This is a genomic window from Streptomyces sp. LS-MS-L19 (genome assembly GCF_058382285.1).
Genome location: NZ_JBYCLL010000001.1, coordinates 3,727,418 through 3,745,809, shown reverse-complemented (window position 1 = coordinate 3,745,809; position 18,392 = coordinate 3,727,418). Strand labels below are relative to the sequence as shown.

Here is an 18,392-nt window from a genome sequence, read left to right as displayed (position 1 = left end):
ACTCCTTTCGGGCCTGGGGGACTCCTTTACGGGGCCGACGTGGTGTTGAACAGTCTCCAGTGGCCCTCGGAGACCACTTCGACGGTGCCGTCGGCCACTTTGATGGCGGTCTGGTCGTCCGTCGCGTAGGCGGGGCCGCCGATCCCGGCCGCCCACAGCTCCGCCGCGGCCGTGGTGTTCTCCGGGCAGGCCGGATGGTCGAGGTGCGGGAAGATCGAGAAGTCGACCAGGCCCAGCGCGCGGTCGCCTCCGGTGGGCGGCTTCCAGCCCACGAAGTAGTCCCCGACGCGGGGGGTCATCACCATGCTTCCGGCGCTGAGCCCGACGTAGACGAGGTCGGGCAGCGACGGCAGGAGTGCGGCGAGCCCGGATTCCCGCATCCAGTGGGCCAGGTACAGCGCGTCCCCGCCGTTGACCAGCAGGACGTCGGCTTCCCGGACCCAGGAGACCCAGCGCGCCTCGTCGATACTGGGCAGCGCGGTGAGCTCCAGCACGCCCACCGACTTCCACCCCAGCGCGGTCATGGGGAGAGGCGACTGTCCGCTGATGAATCGCCAGGGCCCGCCCGGGTCGGCGTCGGGCGCGCCGTAGCCGGCGGTGGGGATACACAGGGCGCCGGCCTCGGCGATCGGCTTGCCCAGCAGATCGACCAACGCATTCCGAATGCTCGTGTTCGTGACACCGGAGTCGGTGAGGAGAAGCTTCATCACTACCTTCCTGAGGCAAGGTGCACAGGCATGGTGAACAGCTCCCAGGCCGGAGACCGCCCCCTCCAACGATCCGGAGGGAGACCGACGGCCCAGCCCCGGCCCAGCACAGCCATCCCACCACACGGCACTGACATCGCCGGTGGCGCGGAGAATTCAGCCGGTGACTGACGGCGGGGACGGCTTCCCAGGGCTGAGTCGTCCAGCAACGGGTAGACGAGCGGAGCAAGGGCAGCCACCGGTACCGAGGGAGGGATCCGCATGCCGCGCATGATGGAACGGATCAAGCAGTTCGCGAAGAGTCCCCAAGGCCGCCGCGCAGCCGAACAGGCCCGCCGAGCCGCCTCCGACCCCCGCCGCCAGGCCCAGGCGAAGCGGCTACTGGGCAAGCTCCGCGGCCGCCCCTGATCAGGCCCACCGCACCGAGGCCAATCTCGACCGGCGCGGTACGGCTGCGCTCACACCGGTCACCGGGTTGGCGCCGCCTGCTTCAACCGCGCGGCGGTCTAGTGCTGTGACCGCATAGGTTCACCGGGTTGCCCGGTGGGCTGGTTGGAAGCGGTGCCGCTTCCAACCAGCAGGGGAGGCGGGATGGCACCAGCGGTCAGGGCCCGGGGGCTGACGGAGCAGGAGGGGCAGAGCTTCAGCGGATCGTCCGGCGGGGCAGTACGAGCTCGGTGCGGTTTCGGCGGCCGGTGATGCTGCTGGCCTCGGCTGTCGGCAGCTCGGTCCCGGTGATCGCAGCGCTGGTGAAGGCGGACGAGGACACCGTCCGGGACGTGATCCACCGCTTCAACGCGATCGGGCTGGCATGCCTCAACCCTCAGTGGGGGCGGAGGCCGTCCACGGCCTCCTGACCAGCGGCGACGAGGACTTCGTCATCCAGACGGGGGAGGCGCGCCACCCGCCCGACCGTACTGGGCAAACCATGGCAGGCAGCCGGTCGACGGCTCTGTTCGGTTCAGCAGGAGCCTGCGGTGGGATGGATGCCCAGTGTCATTCAGTCGTCGAACTCGAAGCCTGCAGCCGCCGCACGGGCAATGATGTCGCGGACTGCCTCGGGGCTCGTGATGACGGATTCGACGGCCGTCTTGAGGCGCGCGAGGTCGCTCGAACTGCCGACCGCGCAGAACATGCCAGCCGCGCTGTCGAAATCGACGTGCTCGGCAATATCCGGCCAGGCAAACCGTACGAGACCTTCCCAGAAGTACCCGTTCGGCTCATGTCCGGAGGCAACTACTGCGGCATCGGCAGCCAGGTCGCCGGCATCCCACGTCAGCGAGTGCTCGCCATTGAACTCATGGAGGTGGATGGTCACGGCGCGATCGTCTCACCTCGGCACGCGAACCGTTCGTCCGGTACCTCACAGCTCTCGAACCCGGTGAACCTTCTCGGGCACAACACTGGGCCGGTCTCCGGCGAGGCTTCCGATACGCGCTGGAGATCGACCTCGAAGCACTCCCGGTCACTGGGAAAACCATGACCTTCGGGGATCGCGGCTTGGATGCCTCAGAGCTTCGGCTCAACAGGGAAGGGCAGCTTGTCGGCCCAGCCGGCGAGTGCCGAGGCCGCGCTCTCACGTGCCTCGCCACCCGCGGACGTCTCCGTGAGGAGGGTTCGTTCAGCGTTGGGAAGAGCGAGTTCGCGGTAGTACTGGAAGTCCTCGAAGCCGTTGACAGCGACGTCGTGACTCGTGGCCGCGTACACCAGACGCGGGATCCGCGCCCAGTAACAGGCGGTCAGGCACATCGGGCACGGCTCGCTGCTGGAGTACATCACGGCGTCCTCCATCAGATGCCGCCCGAGCTTCGCCCCGGCCGCACGCAGGGCCATGACTTCGGCGTGTGCGGTGGGATCACGCAGTTCTACGACCGAACTCGTGCCGTTGGCCACGACCTCGCCGTCGATGACGACGATCGCGCCGAAGGGGGTCTTGCCCTCGTCCTCGAGGGCGTGGCGGGACAGTTCGATCGCTTGGGTGAGAAAGTCGTGGTCCTGGGGGGTCTCGGGAGCGTAGGGCACCTTTTCTCCAAGGGTTCCGTAAGCCGGTTGCGCGTGCACTTACATGTAGATGGAGGGATCGGCGTCGCCGAAAGGGCCGTCGAAGTCCATGTCGTAGCCCGTCAGCGGTGTGGTCGATCCGACGGTGGCGACGGTGTGCAACGCCAGTCCGGCCTTGTTGGGGTCGGTCCAGTCCCCGTTTTTGAACAGTTCGACCATATCCGGGATGTCTGCGCCGGACTGGTCGCCCCGGAGTATGAGCCGGTGGATGCGCGGCGCGGCCGACGAGTCGGGTGGACAGAGCAGAACGCCGGTGGCGGACAACCGGCCGTGCCACTCGGCGAAAGCCCGGTCGACAGCGGGCGGCCGGGAGGTGGCGGCGGGGGTGAGAGGGAGGTTGTGCAGGATGACGCGTGTGACGGCGAGACGGTCGCCGCGTCGCAGATGAGCGGTCATGAGGACTTGGTCGACCTCGTTGCGGAAAGCCGTGAACTCCGGCTGGAGCCAGACCTGTCCGCATTGCACGATCAGAGCGGCTGTCACGTCCGGGGCTTCGAGCCCGGCGAGGCGCTCACGCCAGGAAGCCTTGTCTATGACGGAGTCGGTCACGATCCCTCCCGGGTGTGGGCGCCGACGAGCTGGAGGACGGCCAGGCCGGTGACGACGGCCTCGGCGGGGTCGAGCTCCGCGGCGGCCCCCGGAAGAACCCGATTCGCGAGGCGGGCTGTCGCCTGCAGGGCAGGAGCGGGGAGTAGGGCGAGGAAGTCCCGAAGTTCGGCGTCGTTCTCGGTGGGAGCCAGCGGAGCCAGCCGGCAGGCCACGGCGAGAACCATCGCCGCCGGCCGCTGCTGAGGTTCTACCAGCGGGACCGGCAGCCGGTAGGTACGGCCGCCTCGGGCCTGCCGTATCTCCGCTGCCGCCGAACCGGGCGGGTCGGAACGGCAGACGAGACGCAGAAGCGCCTCGCGGGCCTGGGCCGCGGTGGTGAAGTAACGGTGGGTGGCGAAGGTCCGCAGATAAGCGCCCAACAGCTGTTGGTCGGGCGTGAATTCGGGCCGTATCAGCTCCGGCGGGTGAGGCAGCCGGGCATCGCGCAGGGTGGCGAGTGCCGTCACGGAGGCCAGGGTCCAGAAGTGGTCGTAGTCCTCCGCCGAACCGAAGGCACGGCGGGCGGCGTCGGCTTCGGCGGTGGAGACGCGGCCGTGATCGCCGTAGAGGGACTGGCGCAGCTGGGTGAGGATGGAGGCCCCGTCCCAGTAGTTCCCCATGAACTTGGTGCCGGTGAGGATCTCGTACGTCCCGTACAGCGCGCTGGCCTGATGGGCCCCATGGAACTCGGTGAAGTCGCCCGTCCACAGCAGTACTTGGAGCGGGCCGCTGAGGATGGAGCCGAGTTCGTCCTGGTGGGCCGCGGACTTGGGGTCGGGGTCGACGCAGCGCAGGACCTTCAGGCGCGCGTCGGTGGTGAGGGCGGCAAGCTCACGGGCGGCCCGGCTGGAGGCGACTCCGCGCACCGACATGAGCAGGGCGGTGTTGGCGAGCCACGCCAGATAACGGCTGAGGGAACCGAGCGGCGGCGCGGGGTCGGACAGCCTTCGGCAGTGTCCGAGCACGGAGTCGATGAGCGCGTGGGCGCAGGAGACGACCTGGATCGGATCGGCGCCGCCGGCGAGAGTGGCCCGCACCAGGCGGTGCAGGACGTCGAGATGGACGGTGACGGTGTCGTCGACGGCCTCGACGGGCACCTCGGCCTTCACCAACTGCTCGACGAGATGCCGGATGGCGGTCGGATCGTTGCTGGTCGCGGCCTGACTGACCGTCCCCAGGTAGGAGTTGACGATGGGATCGTGCTCAAGACCGGGGGAGGGCGAACCGCGACGACCGGCGCTTCCCTGCCGCGCCAGCGCGTCGGCAAGGGTGCGGCGCAGGAGCTGGTTGCGTCCGCCGATGCTGGCAAGGCCGAAGAGCCGTACGAAGGAGAAGACGCCGTAGATGTTCGCCAGCAGGAACAGCAGCGCGCCGTAGGTGGCGCTGACGGTGCTGCCCCCGAGCAGCCCACAGCCGGTGAACAGAGCCGCGAACCACCCGATGAGCACCCACTCCCGAAACGCGATGTGCCCGTCGATCGCCCGTAACGACGGCCAGGAGCTGGCCGCGGAGAAGGTCAGCGCGAAGATGACCGCCTCGCCGGTCAGCAGGGTGGCGAAGAACGCGATGCTGAACTGGGTGGCGTCGACGACGTCGTCATGGCTACGGGGGTAGGCGAACGCGAGGAACGCGAGCCCGACGGCGCACAGGAACAGCCAGACCTGTCTCCATACCTGCACTGTCGCTCCGTGTTCCGTGAGCCTCGCTGGTGTTGCTCAACTCTTTCAAGGATGACGGGAGTTGCCAACAGGTGATCGGGTCGGTTCGGGGCCGATCGGGGCCGATCGGGGTCGCGAGGCGTGAGCTTCGGCCCTCGGGCAGGGTGGCACCCGAATTAAGCCTTCCGACCTCCATGTTGAGGCCCTTCCGGCTGTCTGCAGTGCGGATGTACGGGCCTTGACCCTCAAGGCAATCGAAGGCTTGGACCAAGGCGAGATCGCGTCCGAGCGAGCGCTTAAGGGCGCGGCACAGCCGGGCAAGCACGGCAGACCGGAGCCGACCCCCGTCGCCGTACCACGCCAGGCGTCTGCTGGGTAAATTTCGCGGTCGGTCACTTGCTTGCGCGGGTGTTCAGTCTTCCGCCAGGGCGTCGACTTGCCAATCACCCGTAGGTGGGGATCGCTACCTGCACATTGCAAGAAGGGATGGGTGCGCGTCACTCTGGTCGATGACATGACGCAATGTGACGGTTCGTAACGCTCCGCTTTCGCCTCCGAAGTCGGCAGTGGAGTTGGCATAGACGAAAGGGGTCTTCGTGGTCCAGGAAGCGTGTATGTCCCGGAAGCCGTGGGACTTGGCCTTTACCGCCGATCCCGAGGAAGTAGGTGCCTTGCGCCGCATCATGCGGCTGCATCTGGGGGTTTGGGGATCGCATGGCGTCTGCGACCAAGTCCAGCTCTGGGTCAGCAAGTTGGTCTCCAACTTCGTCACGCATGTCGGCTCCGGCACTCCAGCCACGCTTGCGGTCTCGATGAGCGGCACCCATCTGCGCATCGAGGTCCACGACCCCGACACGCGCGCCCTCCCCGCCCTCAGGGACGCCGATTCCAGCTCGGAGGCTGGACGAGGTATGGCTCTCGTCGATGCTGTCGCCGACCGCTGGGGTGTCCTGTTCCACGCAGACCGAAAAGTGACCTGGTGTGAGCTGGACACAGGGCTTACCTCGCCGGGTGGGCATGTCGGCCGAGAAGGCGTCAAACGAACCGAGGTACTGCTGAATCTCTATGTCTCTAGGCGGCGGTGGAGCAGCCCGGTGCGCCGAGACGGAGCCGTCTCGGCGCGGCTCTGGCCGAGGAGGCCGTCATCCACGTCATTACGGACTTCCTGCACTGGCTCCGAGCGCATGGCTGCGACGCGGAAGAGACCCTCGATCGGGCACAAACCCAGTTCGAAGCGGCCTGCGCCCGTGACGAGTTGTGACGGGAGTCGGATCAGAGGGCAAGAGCGTCACGGAAGAATCCCAGAGAGGGTTCCTCCGAAGTACCCACCAGCAGTGCTCGATCCAGCAGGCCGTTGTTCAGTTCGCAGCTCGTCTCGGGGAGCAGCACACAGGCGTGACAGGCCGCGAGATTGATGCTGCCGGTCCCGCTGGATTCGGACTCGATACACAATGGGTCCGCGCTGCACCACTCGGCGCGACAAAGCGCGGATCGCAGGGTTCTGGCCAGGTGGCTGGGTTCCCCCTGGGCGACGAGCCCACCTAGGCTCCCCGCCGAGTCGCTGGTCGCCGTATAGATCAGAAGCCCCGCCATGGTGTCGTCGGAGTAGAGACGCTCGCGCAGCGACGCGGCCGGGTAACCCGCCTCCAGGCTCCATTCGTTGATCAGTACGTGCGCCAACGTGTGCAGCAGCACGAGGCGGGGAGTCGCCGGCGACTCCGGCACGGATCGGGGGTCGGAGGCGCGCTCCCGGAGCAGGCGGTTGTGATTGGTCCGGATGCGCTCAACCCTCGCGGCGGCGGCGAGGGCCCACTCGTCGAGACGCTCCGTGTCCAGCCGCAGGAAAACACCTTCTCCCTGCACTTCCATGGCGGGCAGCCAGTCCTGTTCCATCGAGGAGATCGGAGCCTCGTGGACTTCGACGTTGGAGTCCGGGGTGTGAATACGTGAGAAGGACTTGAGGGCCCGAACCTCCCGAAGCCGCTTCACCAGCATGGGAGTTGTCAGCCCGAATGTTGCGAGCGATGCAGACGACGATGTCGGGGGCTCACAGATGAACTGTTCCTCGCGGGAGCTGTCCCGCTCGGCGTTTCCCGCCCGCAGTCGTTCGTACTCCTGCTTGCGCAGGGCGATATACCTGCTGTTGTGATCGGCTTCCTCATTGAGCTCAGACTCCTCGTGCTGCTCGGCTTCCAGCAGGGCGAGCACCGCTTCGACGGGGAGCTCCTCCCCGCCTCTCGGCGTGAGCGCCTTGAGGTATATCTCCAGTCCGGCCCGGTCGAGTGTGCGTAGGTCAGCCCAGTGATCTGTCAGACGGGCGGCGAGCCCGTCGCTCCACGGCGGAATAGACAGGGCGGACTTCACGATGGGCTGCCACGCCATCGAGGAACCTCGCTGCAGGGTTCGGGGGGACTCAGTGCAGGACTCCACCGGGGCGTCCTTCAACCAGGGTTGTCTCCCCGAACAACGAACATGCAGGTTCGCCAGAGCGGTGCTCCTGAAGGCCCCTTCCATGGAGACCTCCGGGATACCACAGGTGCACGAGATCAGCACGGAACGCAGGGAGGCGGTGCGGCCGTTGGTGCGCAGGCGCATCTCGCCACCGCACAGTCCGGACTCGCCCTCTTGCCTATTGTTGCGATGCGCCCACTTCCAGTAGGGGAAGTCGTCGAGATGCCCATGAGGACAGGCGACCACAAAGCGGGAGGGCACCAGATCCTCCTGGCAGTCGCCACATTCGTTCTTCCCCGGCGGGGAGTTGAAACCACGGACATGCTGGAGGGAGTTGCAGTTCGGGCAGGAGTGCCACAGAGGGAATCGGCGGACGTGTACACCGTCTTTGCTTGCGTCGTCGGACGCGGGCGGAAGCCGGAAGGTCTTCACTCCAAGGACGCGCGCGAGCCGGTGCTCGTGGATCCGGGGGGCCTCGGACATGTTCCAGGAATCGGTGCCGGCGATGATGAACGACTCACTGTCGACCGCAATCATTGAGCCGACGCCATACGTCGTGATCATTTGAGCGCGACGGACGGATCCCTTCCGCGGATAGCTGCGCTCGGGCGCGCCGGAGCCTCGCCGACGGCGGGCGGGGGGCGGGGTCATCGGGATGCCTCCAGGAACAGGGCGGACTCAGCGTCGACGTCACGCAGACTCCACAGGGTCTTCCACGCTTCGTCATTTGTCTCATCGTCGAATGCACAGAGCAGGGATGGCGCCCCTTTGCCGGGTAGCGGCTCGTAGTAGAGACCACCGTGTGCCGCAGCCTCGTCCGCCCACCAGTCGATGAACTCGTCGAAGGCCGCGGCCGTCGCCTCGTACTCCTTGTTTGTCTCGCACACATCGCTCGGTTCGGTGCGAGCGCTCTCGACTCGGCTGAGGAGAATCGGGCGGATGACCTCGCGCAGTTCCTCCCGGAACTCGTCGATGCGTCCAGCCCCGTCATTCGGACGTGCCGCGGGGATGAGGATGCGGGCCAGCGCGACGACGACGGCGTGCAAGCCACGATCACGAGCGCGCGCGGAGAACGGGGTGACGGACGATGACTCGACCTCGCGGTACAGCGCGGAGTGGAAATGTTGGAAGTTCTCGTAGTGTGAACGGTCCCTGGAACGGGTCGAGTTGAGCATGACAGCGACAAGACCAGGGTGGCTTCGTCCCACTCGGCTGGTTGCCTGGATGTACTCGGCCGTCGTTTGCGGCTGGCCCATCACGGCCATGAGACCCAAGCGGTCCACATCGACTCCGACGGAGATCATGTTCGTCGCCAGTAGGACGTCGACCGTCTCCTCGTGCGGCAGCCCACGTTCGATCTGCTTGAGCCGGCTCGGGATCTCGCTGGAGTTGGCGCGGCTGGTCAGCTCCGTGAGTTCCAGGATCTTCCGCTTGGGGACTCCGTCCCGCTCTGCGAGGTACTCCAGGTACGCTTCGACGTCGTCGTGGACCTGGAGTTCGGCGGCGGCGAGCAGACGCAGGCTGTTGAAATAGCCGACGAGGGTCCAGTACGCGTCGCGGACCTCGGGTGTGTCCACACGCAGCGCTTGGTGCAGCAGGGTCGCGTACGTGCGAATCAGCAGCGTCGACTGACTCATGCTGGGGGTAAGCAGCCCCACGTACTGGCGACTGGCCTTCTTCTCCCGTGGCGTCTCGACGGCGAACCACGAGTCGCGGGCGTCCAGCCCCGCGGGCGGGAACTGACGGACCTCGCGGTCGAACAGTGCCCGTCCCTGTTCGGTGGCGCGGCGGATGGTGGCGGTGGAGGCGATGACCTTCGGCCGGTCGGCGAGTGCGTCGACCGCGGTTTCGTACAGACCGGTGAGGGTGCCGAGTGGGCCCGAGATGAGGTGGAGTTCGTCCTGGACGATCAGTTCCGGCGGAGGTGTGTTGTCGGTTCGGTCGCGGTTGAAGAGAGCCGCGGTCTGCTCGCGCCATGGCATGGACGCGAACTTGTCGACCGTGGCGATGACCAGAGTGGGGTGGGCGTCGTACACAGCCTCGTCCACGAGGTGGACTGGGAGCCCGCCGGTGAAGTCGCACGTCGGGTCGGGGCAGCGGACGTGCATGCGCTTCGCGTGAAGATCCACCTCGTACTGGTGGGCGTCGAGACGGGTTCCGCACCACGGACAGGCGTGCAACTGCACAGGGTTCTTCTCCTGAAGGGTCTTCCCCTTACGCAGCTCCACGAGGCTGTCCTGGGCGACCGTGAGCTTATTGGGTGTAGCGGATTGACCGACCCACATACCGATGGAGATCGGCTCGGAACCGAGCAGATCCTCGTCGGCCAAGCGCATGCGTTCCATGGCGCAGATCAGGATCGCGGCACGTTCGAACTGTTGCAGCGTGAGCAACCTCAGTGTGTAGCGCATGAGGACGGTCACGCCGGCGCCGTGTTCCTGTCGACGGATCCGGCGGAGGAACGTCGTGAAAGCGATCAGCCCGAGGTAGGCCTCGGTCTTGCCACCGCCGGTAGGGAACCAGAGGAGATCGGCGAGTTTCCGGTCCGGGTGATCCGGATGCACGATCCCTTCGAGACACAAGAGCATGAAGGAGATCTGAAACGGGCGCCAACGACCGGATGCCGGGTTCGGTGCGCCCTTGCGTCCGTCTTTCACCCATGCGCTGCGGGACCGCTGCTCCGCCATGGCCGCATTGGCGAGCTTGAAGGCATGCATGACATCGGGGTTCTTCCGCAGCACTCCGATGCCTCGTCGGATACGTCCGAGAGCTGTGTCGCAGGCTTGGAGTTGTTCGCGTGCGGCTTTCTCGAAGGGGGAGCCAGCCAGCTGCTCCTGCTCGATGCGCTTGGCGTCGATCCAGCGCGCGTACCCGGCGGCCAAGTCCTCAAGAGTGTCCAGGACGCGAGTGTCGGACAGCTTCGCCAGGTTCTGCATGACCAGGGCATCGCTGTTGATCTCCGGATTGGAGTCCGTGAGCAGCACCTCGTGAGCGGGGACGAGTTCCGTGCGCACCATCGAGACAACGGCTCGTGTGAGGTTTGGAGTCCCGACGGGAGGCGGCGTCCACTCCCAGTGTGCGGCGCATCCGTGTCCCACGGCGAACGTCGGGGCATGGCGGTGGAGGAGGCGGCTGACATTCTGCTCGGCATCGACAGCGTTCATGGGCGCTGGGCGCTCGACGAACGCTTCCTCCCCGGCGGGGGCGGTAACGGTCAAGCGGGGCTGGAACAGACTGAACGCGTCCTGGAGCTCACGGTCGCTGACCCGTTTGTCGTTGACGAGTGTGACGGTGACGGTCACGGTCCCGGAGGGCACGGATGGCTTGCGTACGAGCGCACGCAGCAGCACTCCATCGTCCAGTGGTTCGGGCTTCTGCATGCCGGGTGCGGTTACGTCGATATTTACCGAGGGCAGCGACAGGCAACGGCGCCGCCAGTGTTCGGCCTGATCGGAGGTACTCCGCGCTTGCGCCCGCTTTGCCGAGACGACGCGGCCCTGGCCGTCTATCGGGTCGTACATTGCGGCCTCTGCCCGGACGACCACGGTGGGGGAGACTGACGGGTCGACAGCAAAGGTGAGCCCCAGTGAGGAGGGCCTGCGATCGTTGGCCAAGGACACGCCCAATTCGTAGCCGGTGTCCTCGCCATCTTTGTATGCCATCACGGGGGCGTCGTCGAGTCCGTCCTCCTCCGCGATGTCCGCTGCCTGCTCCTCAGCGGCGGCATCGTCGACCGCGCGGGGGAACAGCACACCGATCGGGTACGTGGTGATCGGCGGATCCTGGGTGAGGATCTCGTCCTCGGCACCGGGCCCGAGCAGGTCTCTACGGAGCTGGTCGACGAGACTCCTTCGAGCCGCGTAGTGCGTGGAGTGTTGTTCCTCGGAATTTGTCATCGACCGCTTTCCTCCCGGGTGCTGCCACTCGACCTGTAACGCCCCAACCCAACCAGTCGCGGTACGAGCCACACTCCATGGTCACCGAGGCCGGCGCGAACCGAGGACGCCGTGCTGCCCGCGACGCTTTCGAGGGCGTCGACCCGCAGGCCGTGGATCTCGTCCGGCCACCTGATCTCCCATGTCTTGTTGACCTTGAGAGAGGCGTAAAGGTCACGACGGAACAGCTCCGACACCACCGCGATGGGACGCTCGTCGTGAAGGACGAGGTACGGGGGGCTTTGATCGGACCCGATCGGTAGATCGTGCTCCCGGCGCAGGACCACAGAGTCTCCGGGGCGAACCTCGTCCGCCAGGCGGGCTTGCAGGGCAACTGGGTCGTCCTGAAAACCGTCGGTACCCGGAGGGTGCTTCGTACAGACGTCCCGCCCCGACACTTCGATGCCGTACCTGTCGTAAGGCTTCCAACCACCCACATACCAACGGTTGATGGCACGGTGGCGACGCAGACGGGAGACATCGGGAGCGGCGAGTCGATAAAGGTCGTACCGAGGGCGGGTCATGGCGACGTAGAGGGCGCGCGCCTCTGCGCCGGGGTCGACGTGGGTGTGCTGCTTGCGCAGTTCCGCCATGGTGGGCGGTTCGACGACCAGGACCCGATCGAACTCCAGGCCCTTGGCCCGGTGCACGGTGGACACGACGAGGCGGGCCGATCCGCCGGTGGAGAGTTCGTCGGGAAACCTTCCTTCGGCGATCAGCCGGTGCATCTTGGTGAGATCGAGGAAACCGCGACGGTCGCGTGCGACGCCACGCAGCGAGCGCCACAGGAAGTCGATGTCGGTATCGGCCGGTACTCCGACTTCAGCGATGATTTCGCGAAAGCGTTCCTCGCCCAGCGAAGCCGTCCCGGTACGGCGCAGCACTCTGGCGACCCAGGCCGGTACAGGCCGGTCGCTCGACGGACGCTGCAACCGGTGCGGTACGCCCTGTTCAAACAAGGTCTGGGAGAGCACGAGCGCCTGACGGTTGTCCCGGCACAGAACGGCACATGTGTCGGGAAAGTCCCGGAGGGATTCGACGGCGAAAGAGGCAGCGAGATCTCCGAAGGGCGCCATGGTCAGCAGTCGAGACCGCAGATCCTGGTAGAGCACCCCGCCTGCCGCCTCGGCGTCGGCCGTCCCCGAGGAGAGGCGTTGCAAGAGCGTGCCGACGGGCAGAGCGACCCCGGCCTCATCCGTCGAGGCACGGAAGTTCTTCGACAGATGGAGTTCGACAAGGTCATCGAAGAAAGAGAGGCGCAGCCACTTGAAGAACTCGTTGGTCTCGACGGCACGCGCATCCGGATCTGATACCTGAAAACCGTAGATCGCCTGGGCGGCATCTCCGACCAGGGTGAAACCGCAGGAATCCTGGAAATGGTCCAACAGTGTCTCGACCATGTCGCGCCGGTCGCCGACGAGGTCCTGGACCTCGTCGATCACCACGTGGGCCGGTGCGCCGCTCTCGCCGGACTCGACGGCGCCCTTGACGATGGCATCCGCCGCTTTGCGGATGCGTTCGTCGAATGTGTACTGACCCCATGCCTCGTCGGGATAGGCGCCGGCCAACAAGCCGTACGCCCAGGAGTCGAAAGTCTGTGCCCGCACTCTCCGGGCCTGTCCGGCATGCCTGCGGATCCGGTCCTTGAGCTCACGCACCGCAGCGCGGGAGAAGCTGAGGACCAGAATCTCCTGCGCCTCCAGGGCGTTGTCCTCCCGGCTCATCAATGCGTCGAGCCGACGAACCAGGGTGTGCGTCTTGCCTGCTCCGGCCCCTGCGGTCACCAGAACCCGGGCGTTCCAGGGCTGGTCGACGACAGCCTGCTGTTCCGCGGTGAGCGGTGGGCTGTCGGCGTAGGCGCTGTTCACTTGGGGCTCCACAGATGCTCGAACTGCGTGAAGGCGAGTGCCTTGCCGTAGTTGCTGATGTTGTCGCGGACGTTGAGGATCAAGCATGTGTCCTTGCCGCCGTTGCGAGGACCGCGCAGGCCACGGCCGATCATCTGCTGGTAGACGTTCGGGCTGTACGTAGGCCGGGCCACCACCACGGCTCGGGTCGCCGGGGCGTCGAAGCCTTGCGTGAGCACGCCGTAGTTGGTCAGGACACGGAGGCGCCCCTGGCGGAAGTCTGTGACGCGCTTGGCGCGGTCGGCAGTACTGGTGGCCGAATCGACCGACGCCGAGAGGATTCCACGGTCGTTGAGCTTGGCGGCGAGGAACTTGGCGTGTGCGACGGACGTGGCGAAGACCAGGACGGGCCAGTCTGAGTCCATGTTTTCGGTGATCTCGTGGATGATGCGCTGGTTTCTGTCCTGGTCCTCGGCGAGACGCTGCTCGGCGGCCTTGGACAAAACGCTCAACTGATTGGCGCGCAGGACTTCGTCCTCGGTCAATTCGATTGTTCCGCCGGTGAGTTCGCGATGCTCGACTCGAGCCAACATGCCGAGATCCTGGAGTTCCGCGTATGCATCGCCGGACTCGAAGATGCCCTTGTCGAGTCGTTGACTGCCGAAACGCCTGATCAGGCGTTCGGTCTCTTCCACGTTCGTGTTACGGAACGGCGTGGCGGTGAGCCCGAGCAGGTGGCGGTCGATACGGGATGCGGTGATGCCCATCGAGGCGAGAATTTCCGTGTACTGCGGGGCGATGGCGACGTGGGCTTCGTCCACGATCACCAGCGCGGCCTCGCGCAGCCAGGCGTAACTGTCGGTGTCAAGGCAGACGCGTAGTTTGGCGTCGGTGGCGACCACCAGATGGGGACGACCGGTCACCGGTCCGGCCTCGTTCGACGACCAGAGCCTGCTGATTGCCAGCGAGTTCTCCGCGCCGACCTTGGACCATACGAACTTCCAGCTCTGAACAGCCTGTTCGCACAGTTCCTCGGTCTGGGCAATCCACAAGATCGGACCGCCGATGTCGCCGTCTTGCTTGATCCAGCGAATGACCGCCTCTGACGCCACCCGCGTCTTGCCTGCGCCGGTGGGCAGCGACAGCATCGCGCGCTGGGGTTGGACCCGATCCAGCATGGCGAAGACATTGGCGGCCAGGCGGTCCTGGTAGTCGTGCAGGCGCGGGAACTCGGTCGGCCCGTCCACATCTATGCGCGGTTCGAGAGACGGCACGCGGAAACCGGCGAAGGAGTCGGGAAAGCCGAGATCGGAGACAAATTTAACCGCCGGGGTCATGCCGGTGAAGGAGGACGGAGCGTGGGTCGGGTAGGCGGCCTGTAGATCCTTCACATGAACCTGGAGCACTCCGTCCCCATGCGCGTTGTAGGCCATCTGCGCGATGCGCTCGGGGGCCGGGTCCTCACCGCCCGACTCCGCCTGCTCACTGGCCAGCAGACCAGCGGGGAGCCGGTCGCGCAGGGTCTCGGCGCCCAACAGCAGGGCAAGCTTCTCCACCACAGTGTCGGCGTCCCGTACCGCCTTCAAGGATGCCTGGACCTGCCGGTCCTGCTCCTGCTCCTGCTGTGCCTTGAGGACGGCCCGGCAACCGGATTCGCCGAGGTTCCAACGGAGTTCACGGTCGGCGGCGATCAGCTCTTCCAGTGGTGACTTCGGATTGAGGACGAGCACGCTGGTGCCCTGGAGAGCGCTTTTCAGGGGCGTGGTGTTGATGCCATTGGGCGTGCGAGTGACCTGTTCCAACTCCGAACAGTTCAGCAGGTGGTAGTTGTTGACCCGATTGCCCAAGCGTTGCCGGGCAGCGGGGAACTTGTCGCGAAGGGGAATTGGCTCACCTCCCGGCACGAACCGGATCTCCTTGGTGATGACATCCGTGTAGCGAAGCATTCCCCACTTGTCGATGAGGAGTTCAGCGTCCGCTGGACTCCCGGTGAGCAGCGCGGGCAACTGCTCGGCTCGGAGTGCCCGGTACTCGTCGGGTGTCGAGGCGACGGCGATCTCGCCGTCCTCGCGGGTGCTCCACTCGTTGCCGATGCGGCAACGCGTCAGCGAGTCCTCGGGGAACGGAACGTCCAGACGAGTCAGCAGGACGTAGGTGTTGCCGACGAAGGCGTCGTCCTCGCTGTGCAGGAGCTGCTCCAAGAGCTTCTCCCACTGGCTGTCGGGAACGGTGTCCACGGTCAGAGGCAGGTGGAACTTGCGTGCCTTCTCAGGGCTGATGTCGGCGACGGGGAGGACATCCGCGTACGAGGAGAGCTGCGGGCCGACGGCTTCGGTCAGCCGCTTCACGCCCTGTGACGTGGGTACCAAGCCGTACTTCCGCACCATCCAGCGCAGGGGCGAAGGCACCGTTCTGTGAGTGCTCGTCTGGGCGCCGAACTGCATGGTCCAGACGTCGACCACGTGGTTGTCCGGAAGGGCTTTGACGAATGCAGCCTTCCCCTCGTCGGAGAGGTGACGCAGTAGATGCAATGATTTCGCGACTGCGGCGCCGCTCAGGTTCAAACGTGCGATCTGGGGGCGGCTGTCCCTGGGGGCCAGAGACCTGACGTAGCCCTCGTACAGTTCGTTCCGGTACTCCTCGAACCAAGGCTCGTCATCCGGCCTGTGCCCCTCCATCGGATGCCGGTGCAGGCCGAACTCGCGAAATACCTGGAGGTCGTCGGAGTGGAATGTCTCGTCCACGGCAACCGAGGCGTCGCGTGATCCGTCGCTCGGAACGATCGGGCCAGGCAGTAGGCAGTCCCGCATCGAGTGGAAGCGGCCGTCCATCGTCCGCACACGCAAGGTCCTGAGAGGCTCGGGAACGCGGGCTCGTACCTCGGTGGTGACGTCCCTGCCTCCCGCGCTGCGGAAGAGTTCCCAGAACCGAGTCCAATCGCGCGGGCTGTAGGCGTCGAATCCCTGATCCAGGACTCCGGCAAAACGACCTCGGTCGTCCGCCTCGCGGATCCCGATGGCACTGAGGGCGCTCTGAAGTGAGTCGTCGTCGGACAGCTTTGCGTCGACGTAAACCATGTCGTCCTTGAGGCCGTCCTGAACGATGCGGCGCCAGACGCGGCCGGCCATAGGGGCCACCATGCCGTGGGATTCGGTCAGGACGAAGCGGGCCCTGCGGGCCTCCTCGACGAAGGGCGAACCGGCCGCCACCATCTCGGCGAAGATACGGATCGCGGTGGCCGAAGCCTCGGCCGTTCCGTCGGTGACAAGGGCCTCCAGCCACTCGCGAACGGTGGCACGCGGGTGTTTGGCCTCATGCAGGATGTGCTCGACCTTGCCGGACCGAATCTCCATCGCCTCGACCGACGGGTGGACCCAGTTGGCGGGGCGCCCCGGATATGCACTCCACATCCGAAGCCACTCGGGCTTGAGTACCTTGCCCTTGGCCTTGCCCTCGTCGGGGTGGAATCTCAGTTCTCTGGGTGTACGCAGGACACCGTCCTGGTCCGGCAGGGACGGGAGATGGGTGGCCAACTCCCAGATCTGCTGGGTAAGCAGTAGGTCGGCCCAACTGACTGTCTCCGATTCACGAGGACGGCCCGGTAGGAGTGGCAGGTAGGCGGCAGGGTCGCTCGGCGGTGCAAGATGGGGCAGGGACTCCACAACGAGGCGGGCCGCGACCTGGATCAACTCCCTGTTGAAGGCGGTGGAGTCGAGCAGGTTCTGGCGGTCCTCGTTGGTCTTCCACGCGCCGTTGAGCGCGCCGCTCAGACTCATCTCGTACTTGGTGGGGAAGAAGGACCAGAATTTGCCACGACCTCTGGGGGTCGTGAACGGAGCCTCACCCGTGTACTCCGGTACGGCCCAGGCGACGTCGATCGTGCCTCGGTCGTGCATTTCGCCGGCGCTGGCCCGGGCGCTCTCGGTTGGCCTGTGTCGGTGGGTGAAGACATTCCACTTGCTGGTGGCAGCTTGCTTCCCTGTCCGCCGCTCGTGGATCGTGCGGCGGAAGTCGTCCTGCTCCACTGTGATCACACGCCGGACCTTGGAACGCGCGTTTCCGACACGGCGGTCTTCGAGGGTCACGGTGCCCACGTGCGGCGAGAAGAGCTGGAAGAGGGCAGGGAACTCCTCTTGTTGGGGATCCGGCTTGGGAAGATGGATGTCCTTCCCGAGGCGTTCAGCGGCTCCGTCCAGGAGAGGAAGCCGCACCACGGTGGTTGCCCACTCAAGGAGCTCGTCGAGCACGGGGTCTCCACGCCTCTCCGCCGCCTCGTCCAGGGGACGCGCCATCCGGAGCACAGGGGCCTCGAAGTCGGCATCGGGCGTAGCCCCGATGGCCCGGCAGATCTCGGTGCGCGACCAATCGCGGTCGAAGCCGAAGCTTCCCGACCGGCTGAAGAACTGAGGCGTGTCCGTCACGACGAGGACTGACTTCACACCGACGCCGAACCGGCCGATCTGACCACCGCGCTTTCGCGAGACGCTCATTCGGAGGATGGTCTCGGCGCCTTCCGGAGTGACCGCCGATCCCGTATTGGCGCAGTAGAGATGCGATTCGGTGAGAACCACGTGCACCATTCCACCGGGGTCACTCGCGATTTCGTCGGCCGCGTTCTGTACCAGTTCGAAGAGCTGCCGATCACCGTATCCACCCTGGGTGATGCGGCGTTCCCCGTTTGCGTGCTCCTGGACCAGTCCAGGATCCACCCGGTAGGTCTCCAGCACCCGCACCGACTGCTCGAGAATCTTGGAGATCACGGGGGGCGCAGACGAAGCGTCCGACGACGGCTGCTGGGTCACGGGGAGTCCGTTTCTGTATGCGATTGAGGGGTGGGCCGGCCCTGCTCGTGGACAGAGCACGGCCGGCCCCAGCACGCGGCGTCGCGCGGGTTGGAGAAGTTCGGGCCACAGAGAGAAGCAGAGGTTTTAGGGGCCGTCCGGGGAGCGAGGGACACGGATGATGATGAAGATGACGCCGTTCCGGACACGGCGGTTCCTGCGCGAATCGCCCGGTCGAGTCGTGTCGTACGGGCGAGAGGAAGGAGCTGCTGGGGTGCGCCGAACCCGGGTGCGACGAGGCGTTCGGGCCCGACCCGTGGGGGTGCTGGTCGAGGGGGAGGAACGACGGTCGGCGAGAGAGACG

The 18,392-nt window shown here is 66.1% G+C and carries 11 protein-coding genes; 2 read left to right on the top strand and 9 right to left on the bottom strand.

Features of this window, described 5'->3' with window-relative positions; translation table 11 throughout:
• Positions 1 to 26: 26 nt before the first annotated feature.
• Positions 27 to 707: a Type 1 glutamine amidotransferase-like domain-containing protein gene (locus AC2XR2_RS16465; protein WP_491515448.1), complete on the bottom strand. Its 681-nt coding sequence runs from the start codon at positions 705 to 707 to the stop codon at positions 27 to 29.
• A gap of 261 nt (positions 708 to 968) precedes the next feature.
• Here AC2XR2_RS16465 and AC2XR2_RS16460 point away from each other — a divergent pair, with 261 nt between their 5' ends.
• Complete coding sequence (locus AC2XR2_RS16460; protein WP_185092858.1) at positions 969 to 1,115, top strand: hypothetical protein; 147 nt, start codon at positions 969 to 971, stop codon at positions 1,113 to 1,115.
• 269 nt (positions 1,116 to 1,384) lie between these two features.
• Positions 1,385 to 1,564, top strand: coding sequence for a helix-turn-helix domain-containing protein (locus AC2XR2_RS16455; RefSeq protein WP_491515447.1), 180 nt, complete (start codon positions 1,385 to 1,387; stop codon positions 1,562 to 1,564).
• 143 nt (positions 1,565 to 1,707) lie between these two features.
• Here AC2XR2_RS16455 and AC2XR2_RS16450 read toward each other — a convergent pair whose 3' ends face one another.
• The 8 genes from AC2XR2_RS16450 to AC2XR2_RS16415 form a co-directional block, all read right to left on the bottom strand.
• Positions 1,708 to 2,025 carry an Imm51 family immunity protein gene (locus AC2XR2_RS16450; RefSeq protein ID WP_491515446.1) on the bottom strand — a complete coding sequence of 106 codons (318 nt, stop codon included), beginning with the start codon at positions 2,023 to 2,025 and terminating at the stop codon, positions 1,708 to 1,710.
• 191 nt (positions 2,026 to 2,216) lie between these two features.
• Entirely contained in the window at positions 2,217 to 2,729 is a 513-nt protein-coding gene (locus AC2XR2_RS16445; RefSeq protein ID WP_491515445.1) for a nucleoside deaminase, read from the bottom strand.
• A 39-nt stretch (positions 2,730 to 2,768) separates the two neighbouring features.
• Complete coding sequence (locus AC2XR2_RS16440) at positions 2,769 to 3,317, bottom strand: hypothetical protein (protein WP_491515444.1); 549 nt, start codon at positions 3,315 to 3,317, stop codon at positions 2,769 to 2,771.
• The gene (locus AC2XR2_RS16435) at positions 3,314 to 5,035 is read right to left on the bottom strand and encodes a hypothetical protein (RefSeq protein ID WP_491515443.1); all 1,722 of its coding nucleotides are present in this window, start codon (positions 5,033 to 5,035) and stop codon (positions 3,314 to 3,316) included. The genes AC2XR2_RS16440 and AC2XR2_RS16435 overlap by 4 nt, the downstream gene beginning before the upstream one ends.
• 1,251 nt (positions 5,036 to 6,286) lie before the next feature.
• Positions 6,287 to 8,116 (bottom strand): DrmB family protein, encoded by a 1,830-nt coding sequence (gene drmB, locus AC2XR2_RS16430; RefSeq protein ID WP_491515442.1) that lies wholly within the window; start codon positions 8,114 to 8,116, stop codon positions 6,287 to 6,289.
• Positions 8,113 to 11,361, bottom strand: a complete 3,249-nt coding sequence (locus AC2XR2_RS16425; protein WP_491515441.1) for a helicase-related protein — start codon at positions 11,359 to 11,361, stop codon at positions 8,113 to 8,115. The genes drmB and AC2XR2_RS16425 overlap by 4 nt, the downstream gene beginning before the upstream one ends.
• Positions 11,358 to 13,268, bottom strand: coding sequence for a UvrD-helicase domain-containing protein (locus AC2XR2_RS16420; protein WP_491515440.1), 1,911 nt, complete (start codon positions 13,266 to 13,268; stop codon positions 11,358 to 11,360). The genes AC2XR2_RS16425 and AC2XR2_RS16420 overlap by 4 nt, the downstream gene beginning before the upstream one ends.
• Positions 13,265 to 18,049: a DEAD/DEAH box helicase gene (locus AC2XR2_RS16415; RefSeq protein WP_491515439.1), complete on the bottom strand. Its 4,785-nt coding sequence runs from the start codon at positions 18,047 to 18,049 to the stop codon at positions 13,265 to 13,267. Before AC2XR2_RS16415 ends, AC2XR2_RS16420 begins: the two co-directional genes overlap by 4 nt.
• Positions 18,050 to 18,392 lie beyond the last annotated feature (343 nt).